The following is an 18,038-nucleotide window of genomic DNA, read 5'->3' on the forward strand; positions in this document are numbered from 1 at the left end:
TTTTCACCCTACAGCGCACATGAAATCTGACGCCCGATCGATCTTGAAGATTCAAATCATTGTGGCGAGGGAGCTTGCTCCCGCTTGGGCGCGCAGCGGCCACCAACAGACTCAGGCACGCCCGATATCAGCAAAGATCGCTCCGGTATGCTCCGCCAGTACCGCAGGCGCCAGTTCCACTTCCAGCCCGCGCCTCCCCGCGCTGACGAACATGCTGGCCAGCGGCTGCGCAGAATTGTCGATAAACGTGCGAAGACGCTTTTTCTGACCCAGCGGGCTGATCCCGCCGAGCAAATAGCCGGTCGAACGCTGCGCCGCGGCCGGATCGGCCATCTCGACTTTTTTCACCCCAGCCGCATGAGCCAGGCCTTTCAGATCCAGGCTCCCGGCCACCGGCACCACGGCCACCAGCAATTCGCCTTTTTCGCTGGCCGCCAACAGGGTCTTGAACACCTGCGCCGGATCCAGACCGAGTTTTTCAGCCGCCTCCAGCCCATAGGAGGCAGCCTTCGGGTCATGTTCGTAACTGTGGATGCGATGTTCGGCGCGCACTTTTTTAAGCAGGTCCAATGCGGGGGTCATGACGGCTCCTGACCAGGAAAAAGCAAAAGAGTGGCGCGGATTCTAAGCCATCGGCAATGAAAAGGCGTCGTGAGCCTACTGGGATGATCTCCCTGAAGGGTGCACAGCGAGACATTCACGTGACGAATAATCCAAATGTGACCGATGGTTCACTTTCGACCTTTGACACCAGCGTTTCTTGTCTATATTTTTTCGAAACTGAAAGTAGATTTACCTGTCTCAAGCAGCACCCGAGACCTGGATGGGGATCCTGGTCTCGGCGAAGAACGTGTCTTCAAGGTTTATCGAAGGCACCAGACAAGAACAAAAACACCGAGGTTTGCATGACTACCGCTTTACAACAGCCCACCCTTTCCAGCCAATGCCTGGCCGAATTCCTCGGCACCGCCCTGCTGATTTTTTTCGGTACCGGTTGCGTCGCGGCGCTCAAGGTCGCGGGCGCGAGTTTCGGGTTGTGGGAAATCAGCATCATCTGGGGTGTCGGCGTCAGCATGGCCATCTACCTCAGCGCGGGTATTTCCGGCGCCCACCTCAACCCCGCCGTCAGCATCGCCCTGTGTATTTTTACCGATTTCGAAAAACGCAAACTGCCGTTCTATATTGTCTGCCAGGTGGCGGGGGCATTCTGTGGCGCGCTCTTGGTCTACACGCTGTACAGCAATCTTTTCTTCGATTTCGAACAGTCCCGACAGATGATTCGTGGCACCCAAGCCAGCCTCGAACTGGCTTCGGTATTCTCCACCTACCCGCACCCGGCGCTCTCCACCGGCCAAGCCTTTCTGGTGGAGGTGATCATCACTGCAATCCTGATGGGCGTGATCATGTCCCTGACCGACGACAACAATGGCCTGCCTCGTGGTGCGCTCGCGCCGCTGCTGATCGGTCTTCTAATCGCCGTGATCGGCAGCTCGATGGGACCGCTGACAGGCTTCGCGATGAACCCGGCGCGGGACTTCGGTCCAAAATTGATGACTTTCTTCGCTGGCTGGGGTGAAATTTCCCTCACGGGCGGGCGTGACATCCCTTACTTCCTGGTTCCGATTTTCGCGCCGATAGTGGGTGCGTGCCTGGGCGCTGCCGCGTATCGCGGATTGATTGCCCGACACCTGCCGGGTGCCAAGGTTGCTACAAAGGATGCAGAACCGGCCATTGACGGCAAGCCAAGAACTTCCTGAAACAATGGGCGCATGCCACTGCCCTTCAAGCATGCGCCATGGCTTCATCCCAAACACACGTCCCAAGGCAATCGACATGACTGACTCAGAGAACAAAAACTACATCATTGCCCTCGACCAGGGTACGACCAGCTCACGCGCCATTATTTTCGACCGTGACGCCAACGTGGTCTGCACCGCCCAACGGGAATTCGTCCAGCACTATCCGCAACCGGGCTGGGTCGAGCATGACCCCATGGAAATCTTTGCCACGCAAAGCGCGGTGATGGTGGAAGCCTTGGCTCAAGCGGGTTTGCATCACGACCAGGTCGCCGCAATCGGCATCACCAACCAGCGCGAAACCACCGTGGTCTGGGACAAGTCCACCGGCCGCCCCATTTACAACGCGGTAGTCTGGCAATGTCGACGCAGCACCGAAATCTGCCAGCAACTCAAGCGCGATGGCCACGAGCAGTACATCAGTGAAGCCACTGGCCTGGTGACCGACCCCTACTTTTCCGGCACCAAGCTCAAGTGGATCCTCGACAACGTCGAAGGCAGCCGCGAGCGCGCGCGCAACGGTGAATTGCTGTTCGGCACCGTGGACAGCTGGTTGATCTGGAAATTTACCGGCGGCAAGGTCCACGTCACCGACTACACCAACGCCTCTCGCACCATGCTCTTCAACATCCACACGCTGGAGTGGGACGCGAAGATGCTCGACATCCTCAACATCCCTCGCGAGATGCTGCCGGAAGTCAAATCATCCTCGGAAATCTACGGCCGGACCAAAAGCGGCATCGCTATTGGCGGCATCGCCGGCGACCAGCAGGCCGCCCTCTTCGGCCAGATGTGCGTGGAACCGGGCCAGGCGAAAAATACCTATGGCACCGGCTGCTTCCTGCTGATGAACACCGGTAACAAAGCCGTCAAATCCAACCACGGCATGCTGACCACCATCGCCTGCGGTCCTCGCGGCGAAGTGGCCTACGCCCTGGAAGGCGCCGTGTTCAACGGTGGCTCTACCGTCCAGTGGCTGCGCGATGAACTGAAAATCATCAACGACGCCCTCGACACCGAATACTTCGCCAACAAGGTCAAGGACAGCAACGGCGTTTACCTGGTGCCAGCCTTCACCGGCCTCGGCGCACCGTACTGGGACCCCTACGCCCGTGGCGCGCTGTTCGGCCTGACCCGTGGCGTGCGTGTCGATCACATCATCCGGGCCGCGCTGGAATCCATCGCCTACCAGACCCGCGACGTACTCGACGCCATGCAACAGGATGCCGGCGAACGCCTCAAGTCCTTGCGCGTGGACGGTGGCGCCGTGGCCAACAATTTCCTCATGCAATTTCAGGCCGACATTCTTGGCACGCAGGTCGAACGCCCGAAAATGCGCGAAACCACCGCCCTCGGCGCGGCATACCTGGCTGGCCTGGCATGCGGTTTCTGGGGCAGCCTGGAAGAGTTGCGTGGCAAAGCGGTCATCGAACGCGAGTTCGAACCGCAGCTGGATGAGCAAGCCAAGGAAAAACTCTACGCAGGATGGAAAAAAGCCGTCAGCCGCACGCGCGATTGGGAGCCCCACGAAGACGCTGAATGACAGCTGAGCCGAGGATGATGAGGATCTGAAACTGGTCGGGAAAGGATTCCTGCGGCATCATGGGCAAATTTTGTACGGCAGCCCAAAGGAAGCCCCATGAATCTGCCTCCCCGCCAGCAGCAAATCCTTGAACTGGTCCGCGAACGCGGCTATGTCAGCATCGAGGAAATGGCGCAGCTATTTGTCGTCACCCCGCAGACCATCCGCCGCGACATCAATCAACTGGCGGAAGTGAACCTGCTGCGCCGCTACCATGGCGGCGCCGCTTACGATTCCAGCGTGGAAAACACCGCCTACGCCATGCGCGCCGATCAGATGCGCGATGAGAAGCAACGCATCGCCGAAGCGATCGCTGCGCAGATTCCCGACCACGCCTCGCTGTTCATCAATATCGGTACCACCACCGAATCCATCGCCCGGGCGCTACTCAATCACAACCATTTGAAAGTCATCACCAACAACCTGCACGTGGCATCGATCCTCAGTGCCAAGGATGATTTCGAAGTCCTGATCGCCGGCGGCAACGTGCGCCGTGACGGCGGCGTGGTCGGTCAGGCCAGCGTCGATTTCATCAGTCAGTTCAAAGTCGACTTCGCCCTGGTGGGCATCAGCGGGATCGACGAGGACGGCAGCCTGCTGGACTTTGACTACCAGGAAGTCCGGGTCTCCCAAGCCATCATCGCCAACGCCCGGCAGGTATTGCTGGCGGCGGATTCCAGCAAGTTCGGGCGTAACGCCATGGTCCGCCTGGGCCCGATCAGCCTGATCGATTGCCTGGTGACCGACCAGCAGCCGGTGCCGGCCCTGGCGCAGTTGTTGAGCCAGCACAAGATTCGCCTGGAAGTGGTCTGACTTCACCCCCGATCCCCTGTGGCGAGGGAGCTTGCTCCCGCTCGGCGGCGTAGCCGTCGTAAATCGGCCTGATGGGGCTAGCCTGAAGAAAAACGCCGGCCTGCTTGGGACGGCTTCGCCATCCAGCGGGGGGAGCAAGCTCCCTCGCCACAAAAACCCTCCTCAACTCCTTTTTGTTCGAAAATTTTCCTTTCAGCGTACTTCGATCAGTATTTTCAATCGGATTCGACTGGCTGTTGCTGTGCTTATGGGCTAGTATTTTCGCAAATGAACATTTATGTTCGAATTCAAATATTTCGAAAAAAGAACCCGAGGCCAGCCGATGCCCAATTCCACCTTGCCTATGCCCCCTCTCGCTGAAATCTATGACGTCGCCGTCATCGGTGGCGGTATCAATGGTGTAGGGATCGCCGCGGATGCTGCGGGTCGCGGTCTTTCGGTGTTCCTTTGCGAAAAGGACGATTTGGCCAGCCACACCTCTTCGGCCAGCAGCAAGCTGATCCATGGCGGCCTGCGTTATCTCGAACATTACGAATTTCGCCTGGTGCGTGAAGCACTCGCCGAACGCGAAGTGCTGCTGACCAAGGCTCCGCATATCGTCAAGCAGATGCGCTTCGTGTTGCCACACCGCCCGCACCTGCGTCCGGCCTGGATGATTCGTGCCGGCCTGTTCCTTTACGACCACCTGGGCAAGCGCGAGCAACTCGCCGGCTCCCGGAGCCTGAAATTCGGCGCCGACAGCGCATTAAAAAGCGAGATCACCAAAGGCTTCGAATACTCGGATTGCTGGGTCGATGACGCCCGGCTGGTGGTGCTCAATGCCATGGCGGCGCGAGAAAAAGGCGCGCATATCCACACCCGCACCCGTTGCGTCAGCGCTCGGCGCAGCAAAGGCCTGTGGCAATTGAACCTGGAACGTGCCGACGGCAGCCTGTTTTCAATCCTGGCCAAATCGCTGGTGAACGCCGCCGGCCCATGGGTCGCCAAGTTCATTCGTGATGACCTGAAAATGGAATCGCCCTACGGCATCCGTCTGATCCAGGGCAGCCATCTGATCGTGCCAAAACTCTACGAAGGCGAGCATGCGCACATTCTTCAAAACGAAGACCAGCGCATCGTCTTCACCATCCCGTATCTGAATCAATTCACTCTGATAGGCACGACCGACCGCGAATACACCGGCGATCCGGCCAAGGTGGCAATTACCGAGGGTGAAACCGACTACCTGCTGAAAGTCGTCAATGCGCACTTCAAGAAGCAGATCAGCCGCGACGACATTCTGCACAGCTATTCCGGGGTTCGGCCTTTGTGCAACGACGAATCCGACAACCCTTCCGCCGTGACCCGGGACTACACCCTGGCGCTGTCGGGCGGTGGCCAGGAAGCTCCGTTGTTATCGGTGTTCGGCGGCAAACTGACCACGTACCGCAAGCTTGCCGAGTCGGCGATGGCCCAGCTGGCTCCGTACTTCACCCAGATGCGCCCGAGTTGGACGGCCCTGGAGACCTTGCCCGGCGGCGAGAACATGACCACGCCACAGGCTTTGTGCTCGGCAATCCGCGACAAGTTCGACTGGCTGCCCACCGATATCGCCCGCCGCTGGGCCACTACCTATGGCAGCCGCACCTGGCGCATGCTCGAAGGCGTGCACAGCCTTGCCGACCTGGGCGACCACATCGGCGCAGGCCTTTATACCCGGGAGGTCGACTATCTGTGCAGCGACGAGTGGGCCATCGACGCCGAGGATATTCTCTGGCGTCGCAGCAAGCTGGGCTTGTTCACGAGCGCCGCTGAACAGGAGAAGCTTCGCACGTACCTGGACAAGGTCGAGCACAACCGGCGCAAGATCGAAGCGGCCTGAGCGGTAACACGCTAGCTAAACGAAAAGCCCCTGAGTTCAGGGGCTTTTTGTTATCCGGATCCGCCACGGATCCCTGTGGTAGCGAGCCTGCTCGCGAAGAGGCCATCCACTTCCCAACTGATGGAACTGAGAGGCCGCCTTCGCGAGCAGGCTCGCTCCCACAGGGGAGTTGATGAGGTCCCAAGTCATTCGGTTTTCCGAACACGACCTGACAGTCAGTTCGGCAAACCGGATAAACAACCGGCCAAAAACCTGAAACAAAACATTAATTTCTTTTAAAAACATAGTGTTAACCAATCGCCACTGGCCTGGCACGAGTCATGCTCTACACTCGTGGAGACGAACGCCTGTACGCCAACACAACAGGAGCTGCCAGGCATTCGAAGCACTCAGGGCCGGTGAACCGGCCGAATACAAAAAAAACAATGTCGAGGAAACATCGATGCGCATCGTTCCCCATCTCCTGGGCGCAGCCGTTGCTGCCGCTCTGATCAGCACTCCGGTCTTCGCCGCCGAACTGACCGGCACACTGAAAAAGATCAAAGAGTCCGGCGTCGTTACGCTCGGCCACCGCGACGCCTCCATTCCGTTTTCCTACATCGCGGACGCTTCCGGCAAACCGGTCGGCTACTCCCACGACATCCAGCTGAAAGTCGTCGAAGCTCTGAAAAAAGAGCTGGATGTGCCGAACCTGCAGGTCAAGTACAACCTGGTCACCTCGCAAACCCGTATCCCGCTGGTACAGAACGGCACTGTGGACCTGGAGTGCGGCTCCACCACCAACAACGTCGAGCGCCAGCAACAAGTCGCCTTCTCCGTTGGCATCTTCGAGATCGGCACCAAGCTGCTGTCCAAGAAAGACTCCAAGTACAAGGATTTCGACGACCTCAAGGGCAAGAACGTCGTGACCACCGCCGGCACCACGTCCGAGCGCCTGCTCAAGGCCATGAACGCCGACAAGCAGATGGGCATGAACGTCATCTCCGCCAAGGACCACGGCGAATCCTTCCAGATGCTGGAATCGGGTCGTGCCGTCGCGTTCATGATGGACGACGCGCTGCTGGCCGGTGAAGCCGCCAAGGCCAAGAAGGCCGATGACTGGGCCGTCACCGGTACTCCGCAATCCTACGAAATCTACGGCTGCATGGTGCGCAAGGGCGACGAGCCGTTCAAAAAGGTTGTCGATGACGCCATCAAGGCCACCTACGCGTCGGGCGAGATCAACAAGATCTACGAAAAATGGTTCATGCAACCGATCCCGCCAAAAGGCCTGAACCTCAATTTCCCGATGAGCGACGAACTCAAGGCACTGATCGCCACGCCGACCGATAAAGCGGCTGACGACAAGAAATCCTGATTTCTGACTAACCTTACCTCCTGGAAGGGCCTGCCCTTCCAGGAGTGTGTCATTCCCTGCTGGCATCCAAGGAACCACTCGAACGGTGCGGTCGAGCCGTCGGTGTGTGCCCGATTCTCAAGATTGGGCGGGAAAGGACTTCCCCCTGCAGATATTTGTACATCGATCGATCTGAGGGGAGACCCTGATGAATTACAACTGGGACTGGGGCGTGTTCTTCAAGTCCACCGGCGTGGGCAGCGAGATCTATCTCGACTGGTACGTGGCCGGCCTGGGCTGGACCATAGCCATCGCCGTCGTCGCCTGGATCATCGCCCTGCTGCTGGGCTCGATCCTGGGTGTGATGCGCACCGTGCCGAACCGGCTGGTGTCGGGCATCGCGACTTGCTACGTGGAACTCTTTCGTAATGTGCCGCTGCTGGTGCAGCTGTTCATCTGGTACTTCCTGGTGCCGGACCTGCTGCCCGCCGACATGCAGGAATGGTACAAGCAGGACCTCAACCCGACCACCTCGGCCTACCTGAGCGTCGTCGTCTGCCTGGGCCTGTTCACTGCCGCACGGGTTTGCGAGCAGGTGCGCACCGGCATCCAGGCGCTGCCACGCGGCCAGGAAGCCGCCGCCCGCGCCATGGGCTTCAAGCTGCCGCAGATCTACTGGAACGTGCTGTTGCCCCAGGCCTACCGGATCATCATTCCGCCGCTTACCTCGGAATTTCTCAACGTCTTCAAGAACTCCTCCGTGGCCTCGCTGATCGGCCTGATGGAGCTGCTCGCGCAGACCAAGCAGACCGCCGAATTCTCGGCCAACCTGTTCGAAGCCTTTACCCTGGCGACGCTGATCTACTTCACCCTGAACATGAGCCTGATGCTGCTCATGCGCATGGTCGAGAAGAAAGTCGCGGTGCCCGGCCTGATCTCCGTGGGGGGTAAATAATGGAATTCGACTTCACAGGCATCATCCCGGCCATTCCCGGTTTGTGGAACGGCATGGTGATGACCCTCAAGCTGATGGCCCTGGGTGTCGTTGGCGGGATCATCCTGGGGACGATCCTGGCGCTGATGCGCCTGTCCCACAACAAGCTGGTCTCCAACATCGCTGGCGCCTACGTCAACTATTTCCGCTCGATCCCGTTGCTGCTGGTCATCACCTGGTTCTACCTGGCGGTGCCGTTCGTGCTGCGCTGGATCACCGGTGAAGACACGCCGATCGGCGCGTTCGGCTCTTGCGTCGTGGCGTTCATGATGTTCGAGGCGGCTTACTTCTGCGAAATCGTCCGGGCCGGCGTGCAGTCGATCCCCAAGGGCCAGATGGGCGCGGCACAGGCACTGGGCATGAACTATGGCCAGGTCATGCGCCTGATCATCCTGCCCCAGGCGTTTCGCAAGATGACCCCGCTGTTGCTGCAACAGAGCATCATCCTGTTTCAGGACACCTCGCTGGTCTACACCGTCGGCCTGGTGGACTTCCTCAATGCTTCGCGGGCCAATGGCGACATCATCGGCCGCTCCAATGAGTTCCTGATCATCGCAGGTCTCGTGTACTTCACAATCAGCTTTGCCGCCTCGCTGCTGGTCAAGCGTCTGCAAAAAAGGTTCGCCGTATGATCTCTATCAAGAACATCAACAAGTGGTATGGGGACTTCCAGGTACTGACCAATTGCAGCACCGAGGTCAGCAAGGGTGAGGTTGTGGTGGTGTGCGGGCCGTCGGGTTCGGGCAAGTCCACGCTGATCAAGTGCGTCAACGCGCTGGAGCCGTTCCAGAAAGGCGACATCGTGGTCGATGGCACCTCCATCGCCGACCCGAAGACCAACCTGCCGAAACTGCGTTCGCGGGTGGGCATGGTGTTCCAGCACTTCGAATTGTTCCCGCACCTGACCATCACCGAAAACCTGACCATCGCGCAGATCAAGGTGCTGGGCCGCAGCAAGGAAGAAGCCACCAAAAAAGGCCTGCAACTGCTTGAGCGCGTCGGCCTGTCCGCCCACGCCCACAAGCACCCGGGCCAGCTTTCCGGCGGCCAGCAACAGCGCGTGGCGATTGCCCGTGCGCTGGCGATGGACCCGGTGGTGATGCTGTTCGACGAACCGACCTCGGCCCTCGACCCGGAAATGGTCAACGAAGTGCTGGACGTGATGGTGCAACTGGCCCACGAAGGCATGACCATGATGTGCGTGACCCACGAAATGGGCTTCGCCCGCAAAGTGGCGAACCGGGTGATCTTCATGGACCAGGGCCAGATCATCGAGGATTGCGAGAAGGAAGAGTTCTTCGGCGACATCAGCGCCCGCTCCGAACGCGCGCAGCATTTCCTTGAGAAAATCCTGCAGCACTAAAAGAACATTTGCTGAAGCTCCCACTATCCCCTGTGGGAGCGAGCCTGCTCGCGAATGAGGCCATGACAGTCAACCTCATGCTGAATGTCAATCCGCATTCGCGAGCAGGCTCGCTCCCACAAGGGACTGCGGTGATTCTTGAGTAAGTGATGTGGTTGACCCAAGGCTTCTGTGATGAAATGCGACCCCACCCTCTATCGCGCCGCGCCGCCATCACTCGCCGTGAAACCCCGCCTGATCCGCCACCTGTTCCTGCCGCCGCTGGTCATTGCGCTGATGATCGGCCTGGGTTACCTCGGCTTCTGGATCAGCGAGCACTACGGCATTCGCGGCCTGGCCGAGAATGGCGAGCGCCAGCTGGAACTGCATGCCCGGGCGGTGGAAAGCGAGATCAGCAAATACACCTATCTGCCCAGCCTGCTGGAGCTTGAATCCAGCGTCTCGAAACTGCTCGACGACCCGACACCCGAGCACCGCAAGACCGTCAACGAATACCTCGAAGGCCTGAATCGGCGCAGCCGTAGCCGGGCCATCTATGTCATGGACACCACCGGCCGGGTGATGGCCACCAGCAACTGGCGCGACGTCGACAGTTACCTGGGCGAAGACCTGTCATTCCGCGCCTACTTCCAGAACGCCGTTCGCGGCCAGCCGGGACGCTTCTACGGCATCGGCAGCACCAACGGCGAGCCGGGCTACTACCTGGCCCATGGGCTGGAAGAAAGGGGCAAGATCATCGGCGTGGCCGTGGTCAAGGTGCGTCTCGAAGCCATGGAGGAACGCTGGCAGCGAGCACGCCTGGAAGCCTTCGTCAGCGACGAGAACGGCATCATCATCCTCTCCAGCGATCCGGCGCGACGGCTCAAGTCCGTACGGCCGCTGAGCGACGAAACCAAGGAACGCCTGGCCCGCAGCCTGCAATATTACTGGTTCCCGCTGAACGAACTGATCCCCTTGGCCCGCGAGCAACTGGCCGAAGGCATGGAGAAGCTGACCTTCCCCGCCAATACCGAAATCGCCGCCGACCAGCAGGCCACCAGCTACCTCTCGCAAACCCGGCCGTTGAGCGACACGCCGTGGAATTTCACCTTGCTCACCCCGCTTGAAGACCTGCGCCGCCAAGCGATCAACCAGGGCATCCTGGTGGCCGTGGCGTTTGCCCTGGTGGCCTTCCTGCTGATCGCCTGGAACGAGCGGCGCAAGGTGATTGCCACCCGCCTCGCCGCCCGAGAAGCGTTGCAGGAAGCCAACAACCAGCTCGAACGTCGGATTACCGAACGCACCACCGACCTGCGGGCCAGCAACGAGCGGCTCAAAGGCCAGATCCGCGAACGCCGGCAAGCGGAAGAGACCCTGCGCCGCGCCCAGGACGAACTGGTACAGGCCGGCAAGCTGGCGGCCATCGGCCAGATGTCCACCAGCATCGCCCATGAACTCAACCAGCCGCTGGCTGCGTTGCGTACGTTGTCCGGCAACACGGTGCGCTTCCTGGAGCGCGGCCAACTGGACATTGCCAGCGCCAACCTCAGGACCATCAACGACCTGATCGATCGCATGGGCCGGATCACCGCCAGCCTGCGTGCCTTTGCCCGGCGCGGTGACGACAAAGGCCGGGCCAGCCTGGGCAAGGCCGTCGAGGCCGCGCTGCAATTGCTCGGGGCGCGTCTGGAAAAACTTGGCGTCCAGACACAGACAGCTTTCGAAGACGTCCAGCTGCAAATCGACCAGACACGCTTGGAGCAGATTCTGGTGAACCTGATTGGCAACGCCCTGGACGCGATGCAAGTCCAACCCGAGCCAAAACTGTGGCTCGCCGGTGAGATGAGCGATGGCAAATACCGCCTGCGGGTGCGCGATAACGGCCACGGCATCGATCCGCAGGCACGCAAGCATCTGTTCGAACCTTTCTTCACCACCAAGCCCGGCGAACAAGGCCTGGGCCTCGGCCTGACGCTTTCGGCGAGCCTGTGCGCCGCCGCGGGCGGGCACCTGGGCGTCGAGCACCCGGACGATGGTGGCACCACGTTTGTCCTCAGTTTACCGTTGGTAAGCCTTCCACCTGCCGAGCCGCTATGAACAACGACCTGAGCGTTCTGATCGTCGAAGACGACCCCCATGTCCTGTTGGGCTGCCAACAGGCCCTGACCCTGGAAGACATTCCCTGCGTGGGCGTAGGCAGCGCCGAAGAGGCCCTGGAACGGGTTGGCGATGATTTTGCCGGCATCGTCATCAGTGACATCCGGCTGCCGGGCATCGATGGGCTGGAACTGCTGACCCGGCTCAAGGCCCGCGACCGCAGCCTGCCAGTGGTATTGATCACCGGCCACGGCGACATCTCCATGGCCGTCGGCGCCATGCAGAAAGGCGCCTACGACTTCATGGAAAAACCTTTCTCTCCCGAACGCCTGGTGGACGTTGCCCGCCGCGCCCTGGAGCAACGCAGCCTGGCCCGGGAAGTTTCAACGCTGCGCAGGAAACTGGCCGAACGCGATTCGCTGGAAGGCCGGATCATTGGCCGCTCGCCGGCCATGCAGCATTTGCGAGCGTTGATCGCCAACGTCGCCGACACCTCGGCCAACGTACTGATCGAGGGCGAAACCGGCACCGGCAAGGAGCTGGTCGCCCGCTGCCTGCATGATTTCAGCCGACGCCACGACAAACAGTTCGTCGCGCTGAACTGCGGGGGGCTGCCGGAAAACCTGTTCGAAAGCGAGATTTTCGGTCACGAGGCCAACGCTTTCACCGGTGCGGGCAAACGTCGGATCGGCAAGATCGAGCACGCCGATGGCGGCACGCTGTTTCTCGATGAAGTGGAAAGCATGCCCCTGCCCTTGCAGATCAAGCTGCTGCGGGTGTTGCAGGAACGCACCCTGGAGCGCCTGGGTTCGAACCAGAGCGTGGCCGTGGATTGTCGCGTGATCGCCGCCACCAAGTCCGACCTCGACGAAATGGGCCGGGCCGGGCAGTTCCGCAGCGACCTGTATTACCGCCTCAACGTGGTCACCCTGGAACTGCCGCCCCTGCGCGAACGGCGCGAGGACATCCTGCAACTGTTCGAGCATTTCCTCCAGCAATCGTCCCTGCGCTTCGACCGCACGGTGCCGGAGCTGGACAACCAGACCCTGTCGAACCTGATGAGCCATGACTGGCCGGGCAACGTACGTGAACTGCGCAACGTCGCCGAGCGTTATGCCCTCGGCCTGCCCGCTTTCAAGAAGTCCGGCGCCAGCGCGGGCAGCCAGGGCCTGGCTTTCGCCGAAGCGGTGGAAGCCTTCGAGCGCAACCTGTTGGTGGACGCATTGCAACGCAGCGGCGGCAACCTGACCCAGGCCAGCCAGGAACTGGGCATGGCCAAGACCACGCTGTTCGACAAAGTCAAAAAATATGGCTTGAGCCACTGACCGGGGACGCGAACCTGTGGATCTGATTTTCAAGGCGGCGCTTGGCGCAGCCGTAGTGGTCATCCTGGCGATGCTCGCCAAGACCAGGAATTATTACATTGCCGGGCTGGTGCCGCTGTTTCCGACGTTCGCCCTGATCGCCCACTACATTGTCGGCAAGGGCCGCTCGGTGGACGACCTGAAGACCACCATCGTGTTCGGCATGTGGTCGATCATTCCGTACTTCGTCTATCTTGCGACGCTGTACGTGATGGTCGACCGCATGCGCCTCGAAGCTTCATTGGCCGTAGCAGCCGTCGCCTGGCTGATGGCGGCGACGGTGCTGGTCAGCGTCTGGGTGCGGCTTCACGGCTGATCCCCGCGATCAATAGCCGACGGTAAACCGCGTCCGTGAAAACTGCGGCGTTTCGATTTCATCGATCATCGCAATGGCGTAGTCGGCAAAGCTGATCCAACTGCGTCCGGCCTGGTCGAACAGCAGGTGATCCTTGCCGACACGGAACTGCCCGGTGCGCTCGGTTTCGACAAACTCCGCCGAGGGCGAGAGGAAGGTCCAATCCAGGTCCTGTTCCTTGCGCAACACGTCGAGGAACAATGCACCGGCGCTGGCTTCGGCCAGGTATTCCTCCGGGAAGCCTTCGCTGTCGATCACACGGCTGTCATCTGGCAGCAACAACGAACCGGCACCGCCCACTACCAGCAGACGCTTGACCCCGGCGGCTTTCACCGGTGCGATGACCTTATCGGCCGGCACGGTGGCAAAGTGCGCGGCGCTGATTACCACGTCATGGCCGGCGACTGCTGCGGCCAACACCTCGCTGTCCAGTACGTCCAGTTGCTTGCTGACCACGCCGGCCCGCTCGCCGATCTTGGTTGTATTGCGGGCAATGGCCGTCACGCTGTGGCCGCGTCGCAGGGCCTCTTCCAACAGCTGGCTGCCGGCCCGGCCGGTGGCGCCGATGATTGCGATTTTGCTCATGAGATTCTCCTATGGTTATTCGTAGGGATTACTTCAACGCGTCTTGGAGCCATGAACACATTCGTGGCGAGGGAGCTTGCTCCCGCTCGGCTGCGAAGCAGTCGCAAAAAGGTTCATGCGGTGTGCCAGGTACAACTCATTTGCTGGTATGGGGGCTGCTGCGCAGCCCAGCGGGAGCAAGCTCCCTCGCCACAAAAGCCCCGGTCAAAGGTTGAGGGTCACCACTTCATCTCGCCCTTCGCCACCTTGGCGCTGAGTTCCAGCGAACTGTCCTCCCCCAGGTTGGGATAGCGTTGTTTCATCGCGGCGATCAGCGCAGCGGAATCCTTGGCCTTGGCGGTCTCCTCGTCGAAGGCCTTGATGTAGTCGGCGGTGAAGCGCACCGGCTTCAGGGAGCGGGCACTTTCACCCAGGTAATGGCCGGGGATCACCGTGGCCGGTTGCAGTTTTTCAATGCCCGCCAGCGTCGCCAGCCAGTCCTTGTGGGATTGCGCCGTCTGGGTATCGGCCATCCAGACGTGAATATTTTCCGCCACCACCACGCCGCCAACCACTGCCTTGATCGATGGAATCCAGACAAAGCTGCGGTCCGGTTGCGGGCCGTCGAGGCCGATGATCTGCAAGCGCTTGCCCTCCAGCGTCAGGCTGTCGCCCTTGAGTACCTGGGGCACGAGCGTCTTGGCCGGTGCATCGGCCTTCAGGATCGGCCCCCAGTATTTCAACTTGCCGTCGGCGGTGTGCTGGATGTGCTCGACGGTCGCTGCCGACGCGAGCACCTTGGCTTCAGGGAACGCTGAGGTCAGGGTTTCAAGGCCGAAATAGTAGTCCGGATCGCCGTGGCTGATGTAAATCGTGGTCAGCCGTTTGCCGCTGGCGCGGATTTTCTCCACGACCTGCTCGGCCTGGGCCTTGCCGAACTGGGCGTCCACCAGGATTGCCTCCTTGTCGCCGCTGACCAGAACCGAAGTCACCGGAAAAATCGCCGCGGCGCCGGGGTTATAGACATCGAGCGTCAAGTCGGCCGCCCAGGCCTGGGCGGTGAAGGCCAAGGCGGCGGTCGCCAGCAGCAGGCGTTTGATTGGGGTGAATCCGGTCATGTTGTGCTCCGTCGTCCAAGGGTCCGCAAGGGAATGGAGAGAGCTTAGTTGCCTGACTCGATACAAAAAATGCGATGCTGGAACATAGTTTGTTTCTAAAAGCGGGCAGATCATGGATCGTCTACAAGCAATGCGGGTGTTCGTAACCGTGGTGGACCTGGGCAGCCAATCGGCGGCGGCCGAACATCTGGACCTGTCGCGACCGGTGGTGTCGCGGTACCTGGCGGAGCTGGAAGAATGGGTCGGTGCTCGGCTCATGCACCGCACCACGCGCAAACTGAGCCTGACGGCCGCCGGCTCGGAGATCCTGCCGCGCTGCCGACAGATGCTCGAGCTGTCCGGCGACATTCAAGCCGCCGTGAGCACGCCGGAAGACGCGCCCCGGGGCATGCTGCGCATCACCGCCAGCCCGTCGTTCGGCCAGTCCCAACTGGCGTCGGCCATGGCCGAGTTCGTCAAGCGCTACCCGGGGGTAAGCGTCGACCTGCAGATGCTCGATCGCACGGTGAACCTGGTGGATGAGCGCATCGACCTGGCGATCCGCATGAGCAACGATCTCGATCCCAACCTGATCGCCCGGCGCCTCACGGTGTGCCGCTCGGTGATCTGCGCCTCGCCCCGTTACCTGCGCGAGCAGCCGACACCGCAACGGGTGGAGGATTTGAGCCGGCACAACTGCCTGACCCATTCCTACGTCGGCAAGAGCTTGTGGCATTTCGAGCAGGACGGCGAACAGATCGCGGTGCCGGTGCAGGGCAACATCAGCGCCAACGAAGCCAGCACGCTGCTCCAGGCAACGATCGCCGGGGCTGGCGTGGCGATGCTGCCCAGCTACCAGGCCGGCCCTTATCTGCGCAGTGGTGAACTGGTGCGCCTGCTGGCCCACGCCGAACCGCGGCTGATGAACATGTATGCGGTGTATGCATCGCGCAAGCACATGCCCTCGGCGCTGCGTTGCCTGGTGGATTTTCTGGTGCTGAAGTTTCCCGAGACGCCTGAGTGGGATGACGGGCTATAAGCCCTGTGGGGAGCCTGTGGGAGCGAGCCTGCTCGCGAAAGCGGTGTCTCAGCCAACATCAATGCTGGCTGACATACTGCTTTCGCGAGCGGGCTCGCTCCCACAATGGAAATCGACGCATGACCGGGATTTCACCAAAACCCCGGCCCAAGGCATACTTGCCACCCTTCGTAATCCAGAACCCGAAACCGCCCCATGCGCATCCACGTCAGTTTCATCGACCGCGTCGGCATCACCCAGGAAGTCCTGGCTTTGCTCGGTGGGCGCAATTTGAACCTGGATGCGGTGGAGATGGTGCCGCCCAACGTCTACATCGATGCCCCGACCCTCAGCCCGCAGGTGCTCGACGAACTGCGCGAGGCACTGTTCAGCGTGCGCGGCGTGCAGGCGGTCACCGTGGTGGACATTCTGCCGGGGCAACGCCGACACTTGCAGCTCGATGCCTTGCTCGCCGCCATGACCGACCCGGTGCTGGCCCTCGACAGCGCCGGCAAGGTGCTGCTCGCCAACCCCGCGCTGATCGCCTTGTACGGTCGGGAACCGGCCGGGGAAAGCGTGGCCGAGCTGTTCGGCGACACGGCGCTGCTGGACGCGCTGCTGGAAAACGGCTTTCGCCTGCCGCTGCGGGAAATCACCCTCAACGGCCAGACCTTGTTGCTGGACGCCACGCCCATCACCGATGCCGGGGCGCTGCTGACGCTTTATCAGCCAAACCGTATCGGCGAACGCCTGTCGGCCCTGCATCACGACCACGCCGAGGGTTTCGATGCGCTGCTGGGCGAATCCCCGGCGATCCGCACGCTCAAGGCCCGGGCCCAGCGCGTCGCGGCCCTGGATGCGCCGCTGCTGATCCAGGGGGAGACCGGTACCGGCAAGGAACTGGTGGCCCGCGCCTGCCACGCCATCAGCGCCCGCCACGGTGCGCCATTCCTGGCCCTGAACTGCGCCGCTTTGCCGGAGAACCTCGCCGAAAGCGAACTGTTCGGCTATGCCCCCGGCGCCTTCACCGGCGCCCAGCGCGGCGGCAAGCCGGGGCTGATGGAACTGGCGAACCAGGGCACGGTGTTTCTCGATGAAATCGGCGAGATGTCGCCGTACCTGCAAGCCAAGCTGCTGCGTTTCCTCAATGACGGCAGCTTTCGCCGGGTGGGTGGCGATCGGGAGATCAAGGTCAATGTGCGAATCCTCAGCGCCACCCACCGCAACCTGGAGAAAATGGTCAGCGAAGGCTCGTTCCGCGAAGACTTGTTCTACCGCCTGAACGTGCTCAACGTCGAAGTCCCGCCGCTGCGTGAGCGCGGCCAGGACATCCTGCTGCTGGCGCGTTATTTCATGCAGCAGGCCTGCGCGCAGATCCAGCGCCCGGTCTGCCGGTTGGCCCCCGGCACCTATCCGGCATTGCTGGGCAACCGTTGGCCGGGCAACGTGCGGCAGCTGCAGAACGTGATCTTCCGCGCCGCCGCCATCTGCGAGAGCAGCCTGGTGGACATCGGCGACCTGGACATCGCCGGCACCTCCGTGGCGCGCCAGGGCGATGTGGAAGTCGAAAGCCTGGAGCAAGCCGTCGAAGCGTTCGAGAAGCAATTGCTCGAATCGCTGTATGCCAACTACCCCTCTACTCGCCAGTTGGCCAGCCGCCTGCAGACCTCCCATACCGCGATTGCCCATCGGTTGCGCAAGTACGGTATTTCCAACAAACCATAAGCCCAGCGCACCACATCCCCTTGTGGGAGCGAGCCTGCTCGCGAATACGGTGCATCAACCGGCATTGATGTTGACTGACACACCGTTTTCGCGA

General features: G+C 61.1%; 16 protein-coding genes. 13 read left to right on the forward strand and 3 right to left on the reverse strand.

Annotation, left to right across the window (positions count from 1 at the left end; all coding sequences use genetic code 11):
• Window positions 1-111: 111 nt before the first annotated feature.
• On the reverse strand, window positions 112-582 hold the full coding sequence (ybaK, locus tag J3P84_RS21370; RefSeq protein WP_305496364.1) for a Cys-tRNA(Pro) deacylase: 471 nt from the start codon (window positions 580-582) through the stop codon (window positions 112-114).
• Between the two features lie 323 nt (window positions 583-905).
• Between ybaK and J3P84_RS21375 the strand changes: the two genes are divergently transcribed.
• The 11 genes from J3P84_RS21375 to J3P84_RS21425 all read left to right on the forward strand — a co-directional run bounded on the left by J3P84_RS21375 (window position 906) and on the right by J3P84_RS21425 (window position 13,501).
• Entirely contained in the window at window positions 906-1,757 is an 852-nt protein-coding gene (locus J3P84_RS21375) for an MIP/aquaporin family protein (protein WP_434625705.1), read from the forward strand.
• 76 nt (window positions 1,758-1,833) lie between these two features.
• Window positions 1,834-3,339, forward strand: coding sequence for a glycerol kinase GlpK (gene glpK / locus J3P84_RS21380; protein WP_305496365.1), 1,506 nt, complete (start codon window positions 1,834-1,836; stop codon window positions 3,337-3,339).
• A 96-nt stretch (window positions 3,340-3,435) separates the two neighbouring features.
• Window positions 3,436-4,191, forward strand: coding sequence for a DeoR/GlpR family transcriptional regulator (locus tag J3P84_RS21385; protein ID WP_434569608.1), 756 nt, complete (start codon window positions 3,436-3,438; stop codon window positions 4,189-4,191).
• Between the two features lie 322 nt (window positions 4,192-4,513).
• Window positions 4,514-6,052, forward strand: a complete 1,539-nt coding sequence (glpD, locus tag J3P84_RS21390) for a glycerol-3-phosphate dehydrogenase (RefSeq protein ID WP_434631457.1) — start codon at window positions 4,514-4,516, stop codon at window positions 6,050-6,052.
• Window positions 6,053-6,494: 442 nt separating this feature from the next.
• Complete coding sequence (locus tag J3P84_RS21395; RefSeq protein ID WP_434625708.1) at window positions 6,495-7,409, forward strand: glutamate/aspartate ABC transporter substrate-binding protein; 915 nt, start codon at window positions 6,495-6,497, stop codon at window positions 7,407-7,409.
• A gap of 187 nt (window positions 7,410-7,596) precedes the next feature.
• Window positions 7,597-8,343 (forward strand): amino acid ABC transporter permease, encoded by a 747-nt coding sequence (locus tag J3P84_RS21400; protein WP_434569610.1) that lies wholly within the window; start codon window positions 7,597-7,599, stop codon window positions 8,341-8,343.
• On the forward strand, window positions 8,343-9,014 hold the full coding sequence (locus J3P84_RS21405) for an amino acid ABC transporter permease (protein ID WP_014339892.1): 672 nt from the start codon (window positions 8,343-8,345) through the stop codon (window positions 9,012-9,014). Before J3P84_RS21400 ends, J3P84_RS21405 begins: the two co-directional genes overlap by 1 nt.
• On the forward strand, window positions 9,011-9,745 hold the full coding sequence (locus J3P84_RS21410; protein ID WP_014339893.1) for an amino acid ABC transporter ATP-binding protein: 735 nt from the start codon (window positions 9,011-9,013) through the stop codon (window positions 9,743-9,745). The genes J3P84_RS21405 and J3P84_RS21410 overlap by 4 nt, the downstream gene beginning before the upstream one ends.
• Before the next feature lie 174 nt (window positions 9,746-9,919).
• On the forward strand, window positions 9,920-11,821 hold the full coding sequence (locus tag J3P84_RS21415; RefSeq protein WP_434625711.1) for a sensor histidine kinase: 1,902 nt from the start codon (window positions 9,920-9,922) through the stop codon (window positions 11,819-11,821).
• Window positions 11,822-11,865: 44 nt separating this feature from the next.
• Window positions 11,866-13,146 (forward strand): sigma-54-dependent transcriptional regulator, encoded by a 1,281-nt coding sequence (locus J3P84_RS21420; RefSeq protein ID WP_305501337.1) that lies wholly within the window; start codon window positions 11,866-11,868, stop codon window positions 13,144-13,146.
• 25 nt (window positions 13,147-13,171) lie between these two features.
• Entirely contained in the window at window positions 13,172-13,501 is a 330-nt protein-coding gene (locus J3P84_RS21425) for a GlpM family protein (protein ID WP_187293334.1), read from the forward strand.
• 9 nt (window positions 13,502-13,510) lie between these two features.
• Here the strand turns inward: J3P84_RS21425 and J3P84_RS21430 are convergent, their stop codons facing one another.
• The gene (locus tag J3P84_RS21430; protein ID WP_434625713.1) at window positions 13,511-14,125 is read right to left on the reverse strand and encodes an NAD(P)-dependent oxidoreductase; all 615 of its coding nucleotides are present in this window, start codon (window positions 14,123-14,125) and stop codon (window positions 13,511-13,513) included.
• Between the two features lie 218 nt (window positions 14,126-14,343).
• On the reverse strand, window positions 14,344-15,222 hold the full coding sequence (locus tag J3P84_RS21435) for an MBL fold metallo-hydrolase (protein WP_434625715.1): 879 nt from the start codon (window positions 15,220-15,222) through the stop codon (window positions 14,344-14,346).
• A 112-nt stretch (window positions 15,223-15,334) separates the two neighbouring features.
• Here J3P84_RS21435 and J3P84_RS21440 point away from each other — a divergent pair, with 112 nt between their 5' ends.
• A complete protein-coding gene (locus J3P84_RS21440; protein ID WP_434625717.1) occupies window positions 15,335-16,240 on the forward strand; it encodes a LysR family transcriptional regulator in 906 nt (301 codons plus the stop codon).
• A 195-nt stretch (window positions 16,241-16,435) separates the two neighbouring features.
• A complete protein-coding gene (locus J3P84_RS21445; protein WP_434625719.1) occupies window positions 16,436-17,944 on the forward strand; it encodes a sigma-54-dependent transcriptional regulator in 1,509 nt (502 codons plus the stop codon).
• Window positions 17,945-18,038: the final 94 nt, after the last annotated feature.

It is taken from the genome of Pseudomonas sp. Z1-29 (genome assembly GCF_051131995.1).
In the GTDB taxonomy this organism is placed as follows: Bacteria; Pseudomonadota; Gammaproteobacteria; order Pseudomonadales; family Pseudomonadaceae; genus Aquipseudomonas.